The organism is Streptococcus acidominimus (assembly GCF_001921825.1).
Taxonomy (GTDB): domain Bacteria; phylum Bacillota; class Bacilli; order Lactobacillales; family Streptococcaceae; genus Streptococcus; species Streptococcus acidominimus.
The window spans coordinates 1-4,537 of record NZ_MSJL01000079.1 but is presented as its reverse complement, the minus strand read 5'-3'; the positions used below and the strand labels follow the sequence as shown (position 1 = coordinate 4,537).

At 42.2% G+C, this 4,537-nt stretch carries 4 protein-coding genes and 1 pseudogene; 2 read left to right on the top strand and 3 right to left on the bottom strand.

Annotated elements, in window-relative coordinates:
* Positions 1–265: 265 nt before the first annotated feature.
* From hpf to BU200_RS10045, 3 genes are all read right to left on the bottom strand, one after another.
* Positions 266–808, bottom strand: coding sequence for a ribosome hibernation-promoting factor, HPF/YfiA family (gene hpf / locus BU200_RS10055; protein ID WP_075099999.1), 543 nt, complete (start codon positions 806–808; stop codon positions 266–268).
* Between the two features lie 76 nt (positions 809–884).
* The gene (locus tag BU200_RS10050; RefSeq protein ID WP_244912642.1) at positions 885–1,346 is read right to left on the bottom strand and encodes a ComF family protein; all 462 of its coding nucleotides are present in this window, start codon (positions 1,344–1,346) and stop codon (positions 885–887) included.
* 169 nt (positions 1,347–1,515) lie between these two features.
* The gene (locus BU200_RS10045) at positions 1,516–2,928 is read right to left on the bottom strand and encodes an ATP-dependent helicase ComFA (RefSeq protein WP_075099997.1); all 1,413 of its coding nucleotides are present in this window, start codon (positions 2,926–2,928) and stop codon (positions 1,516–1,518) included.
* Between the two features lie 66 nt (positions 2,929–2,994).
* Here BU200_RS10045 and BU200_RS10040 point away from each other — a divergent pair, with 66 nt between their 5' ends.
* Positions 2,995–3,627, top strand: coding sequence for a YigZ family protein (locus BU200_RS10040; protein ID WP_075099996.1), 633 nt, complete (start codon positions 2,995–2,997; stop codon positions 3,625–3,627).
* 88 nt (positions 3,628–3,715) lie between these two features.
* Positions 3,716–4,411: pseudogene (locus BU200_RS10035) on the top strand (PLP-dependent cysteine synthase family protein); the annotation flags it as partial.
* Between the last annotated feature and the right edge of the window lie 126 nt (positions 4,412–4,537).

Here is a 4,537-nt window from a genome sequence, read left to right as displayed (position 1 = left end):
CTGCACGTTTGGTTCGTCTTCTTTAATTTTCAAAGGTCTTGTCCGCTCTCTCAAGCGACAACTATATCAGTATATCACCTCAACTAATCTTTGTCAATAACTTTTTCAACTTTTTTTGAAATTTTTTTATTTTTTCTTTCTGCGATTCAGAAAAAGCCTAGTGGGACGCTATTTAAGCCTTAAAAGATTGGAAGAAAATCTTTAGTTCCTCCCAAAAATGAAAGCAAGGTCTTGCCAACCTTGCTTCAATGATTGCATCAAATTTTTAGACTTTGACCTCTAGTAGACCGAGACCTCCGTCTTCGCGTTTGTAAATAACATTCGTTGTTGAATCTTTAGCGTCTGTATAGATGAAGAAATCATGTCCTAACAATTCAAGTTGTAAAATCGCTTCTTCCAAATCCATTGGCTTCAAATCAACTTGTTTTGTACGAACAACTTTTACGTCTTCTTCAACTTGCTCCACTAGCTCTTCTGTAAACAATTGACTAGTAGAAACTTTTTGGCGGTTTTTCTTTTCAATCTTTGTTTTGTTGCGACGGATTTGACGTTCAATCTTATCCACTACCAAATCGATTGAACCATACATATCTTGAGAAATATCTTCTGCACGGAGTGTGATAGATCCCAGCGGAATTGTCACTTCTACTTTCGAGCGTTTGTCACGATACACCTTTAGATTTACTTTGGCATTTAACTCTTGATCCGCATGGAAGTATTTTTCAATCTTAGCTACTTTCTCTTCGACATAGCCACGAAGAGCTTCTGTTACTTCAATGTTCTCTCCACGAATGCTAAATTTAATCATAGTCAATACCTCTTTCTAAGCTTTCGCTTTTGTTCACTACCATTATACCACATCAGTATTTTTTTGCAATCGTTTACTAACGGGCGAGTGAAAAGCTCGTGACTGTTTTCGCCCCATTTTTCATCAGGATTTGCTTGGCAAACTGTATGGTAGTGCCGGTCGTATAGACATCATCAACTAGGAGAATATTGCTCGGTATCGCTACTTTTTCGATAATTGAAAAGGGTTGGCAAAGAGCTAGGCGTTCTTGACGTGTCTTTTCTGATTGCTTTTGGGTATCTTCTTTTTGGAGAACTTCTTGAAACGAAAGTCCTGCAACCGTCAGCAAACCAATCACTTGATTAAAACCTCTTTCTGCCATCCTCTGCTTACTAACGGGAATAGGGACAAGGGTTTTATCCATCTTATCTCCAAAATAGTTCTTTAATTCAGCCATAAATACGTTTCGCAGTAGATAATCGCCAGCAAATTTATAGCGACTGATATAGTCTGCCATCTGGGTATTGTAGCGATAGAGGCTTTCATGAGCAACGGTCATTCCTTTCTCGTTCCAGTATAGGCAGTCGGAACAGCTCTTGTTTTCCCCTTCTTTAAAGCAAGTCGGACAGTGGGTTTCCGAAATAAGAAGAAATTTTTCCTTGCAATCCGTACATACTCCTTCTTTTTCTTTTTTTAATAGGAAGATATCTGAAAATAGGGTTCGTTTTTTAAGAGCTTGCTGACACAGTAGACACGCTGTCATAAGCTGCCTCCTTATTCATCAATTGAATTTCTTGGATGGCTTTTTCAATCGCACGATTGGTTCCGTCTTGAAAAAAGAGTAATTCACCTGTCGGACGCTCCTTGCTTCTGCCCACTCGTCCAGCTATCTGAACCAGAGAGGATGAAGTATAGAGAGGATGATTGGCTTTGAGGACAAATACATCTACGCAAGGAAAGGTAACCCCGCGTTCCAAAATTGTTGTCGTGACGAGAATATCGATTTCCTTTTTACGGAATCGCTCAACGATTTCGAGGCGATTTTCTGTTTGACTAGATACAAAGCCAATGCTCTGGTTAGGAAAATAGGTGGCTAGTAGCTGGGCAAAACATTGCCCCATACGGATTGCGGGCAGGAAGATTAGTAAGGGAAAACCAGTTTGCTGTTGTGCTGCTATCTTATGGAGCATTTTAAGGGCAATCTTATTCTTCTTTAAAGAGGCTTCAAAGTGAGCCAGCCATACCTTTTGCGGAACAGGGAGTGGATTGCCATGAAAGCGGCGCGGTAAGCAGAGCCGCTCTAAACTCCCTGCACCAACCTTATGATCCAATTCATCTGTTGAAGTTGCTGTCAGAAACATGGTCACTCCGTCTTCTTTCAGGGCATTTTCTACTGCCCGATAGAGCATAGGATTGTCCACATAAGGAAATGCATCCACTTCATCAACTAAAATCAGATCAAAAGCCCGGTAAAATTTGAGCAATTGATGGGTGGTCGCAATGACTAAAGGGGTACGAAAATAGGGATCTCCTGTACCATGTAAAAGGCTGATGGAACAAGCAAAATCCTCCTGCAACCGCTTATGCAACTCGATACAGATGTCAATCCGCGGACTGGCTAGGCACACAGCACCACCTCCATCAATCACATCAGCAACCACCCGATAGATCATCTCGGTCTTTCCCGCACCTGTTACGGCGTGAATCAGAGTTGCTTTCCGTGCTTGGAAATTGGATCGCAATGCATCTGAAATTTCTTGCTGCCAAGCGGTCAACTGTCCTTGCCATTTTAATACTCCTTGAAAATCAAAAAGAAACTTGGTCACCCCGTCTTGATGAAGGTTAGTTCCACCCTCATCCTCATTTCCTCGCTCCTTCTTGATTTTGGTATTTTGAGTTGGAAAGGTCTGCTGGGGAAAATAATACAAGTCCTCATCCGTCCGCACGCGTCCAAGGGCTATACATTCTCTACAATACTTAGCGCCATTAGGTAGGCGGTGTTTATCTTCAAATCGCGTCGAACAACGAAAACAGGACTTGTCAGCTGTCTGACTTGCCAGCCTTTGAGCCTGCAAACGTTCCTCTTCTGTCAGCTGATGATGAGTAAATAATCTTCCATAGTAGTCTGTCAAATCTGTCATACTTATTTATTCGTCAATTTTATCGGAAAACTTGTCATCTTCAAAAAAACTTAGTACAATCATGGTATGAAAGAATATAAAACCATTACTGCAGACGGTCTAGCAGAAGAAGAAATTAAAAAATCGCGCTTTATCTGCCATCTAAAACGGGTGGCCACAGAAGAAGAAGCCCGCAACTTTATCAATGCGGTCAAAAAGGAACACTACCGTGCTACCCACAACTGCTCTGCCTTTATCCTAGGAGAAGCTATGGAAATCAAGCGGTCATCAGATGACGGAGAGCCTTCTGGAACTGCTGGTGTACCCATGCTCACGGTCTTAGAAAATCATCAACTGACCAATGTGGTTGCTGTTGTGACCCGCTATTTTGGTGGGATTAAACTGGGTGCTGGAGGCTTGATTCGGGCTTACGCCGGTGCTGTCGCCCATGCCGTTTCTGAAATAGGGATTGTTGAGATTAAGGAACAACAAGGGATTGCGATCCAGATGAACTATTCTCAATATCAGGAATTTGCTAATTGGCGAACTGCTCATGATTTGGAAGAGTATGACACCGAATTTTTAGCCGACATTCAAACCATGATTTTTACCGACAAGGAAGACACGCAGAAGACCATAGATAGTTTGACCGAGTATTACCATGGAAAAGTCCAGATTGAAAAGGCTGATTTCCGCCTTGTTGAACTTCCAGTGCATTGAAAACACCTATCACCACGATAGGTTTTTTATATTTTACAAACAAAAATGTCAGGAGTATACTGATATCAATAAGAAGTGGAGGTGCCGTATGGCTATTTATCAAAATATTACTGAATTGGTTGGAAATACTCCTATTGTGAAATTAAATAATCTCGTGCCGGAAGGGGCGGCAGAGGTCTATGTGAAATTGGAAGCCTTCAATCCTGGTTCATCTGTGAAAGACCGGATTGCCTTGGCTATGATTGAGCAGGCTGAAAAAGATGGCATCATCAAACCCGGGGATACGATTGTTGAGCCAACCAGTGGAAATACTGGTATCGGACTGGCTTGGGTCGGGGCAGCTAAAGGCTACAAGGTCATCATCATCATGCCTGAAACCATGAGTATTGAGCGCCGCAAAATTATTCAAGCCTACGGAGCAGAGCTGGTGCTCACTGCTGGGAGTGAAGGAATGAAGGGTGCAATTGCCAAAGCCCATGAAATTGCCGAAGAACGAAACGGTTGGGTACCGCTACAATTTGTCAATCCTGCCAACCCAAAAATCCATGAGGATACGACTGGTAAAGAAATTTTAGAAGCCTTTGGCTCTACTGGACTTGACGCCTTTGTTTCTGGCATTGGAACAGGTGGTACTATTACAGGGGTCTCACACACCCTCAAGCAGGCTAACCCAACCATCAGTATCTACGCTGTTGAGGCTGATGAATCAGCTATCTTGTCAGGTGAGGCACCTGGGCCTCATAAAATCCAAGGAATTTCAGCAGGTTTCATCCCTGATACCTTATACTCAATAAAAAATAATGATACGTGATATAATAGAAATATGAAACCAACAGATTTTAAATTAAGCCCAGCAGACACTGCTCTTCTATCAAAAGCCCTCCAAACAGCTAAAACCAAATCTTTCCAT

Excerpts from the sequence above, each read along its gene's own strand:
- hpf (WP_075099999.1), bottom strand. The coding sequence starts at position 808 with ATGATTAAATTTAGCATTCGTGGAGAGAACATTGAAGTAACAGAAGCT.
- BU200_RS10050 (WP_244912642.1), bottom strand. The coding sequence starts at position 1,346 with ATGACCGTTGCTCATGAAAGCCTCTATCGCTACAATACCCAGATGGCA.
- BU200_RS10045 (WP_075099997.1), bottom strand. The coding sequence starts at position 2,928 with ATGACAGATTTGACAGACTACTATGGAAGATTATTTACTCATCATCAG.
- BU200_RS10040 (WP_075099996.1), top strand. The coding sequence starts at position 2,995 with ATGAAAGAATATAAAACCATTACTGCAGACGGTCTAGCAGAAGAAGAA.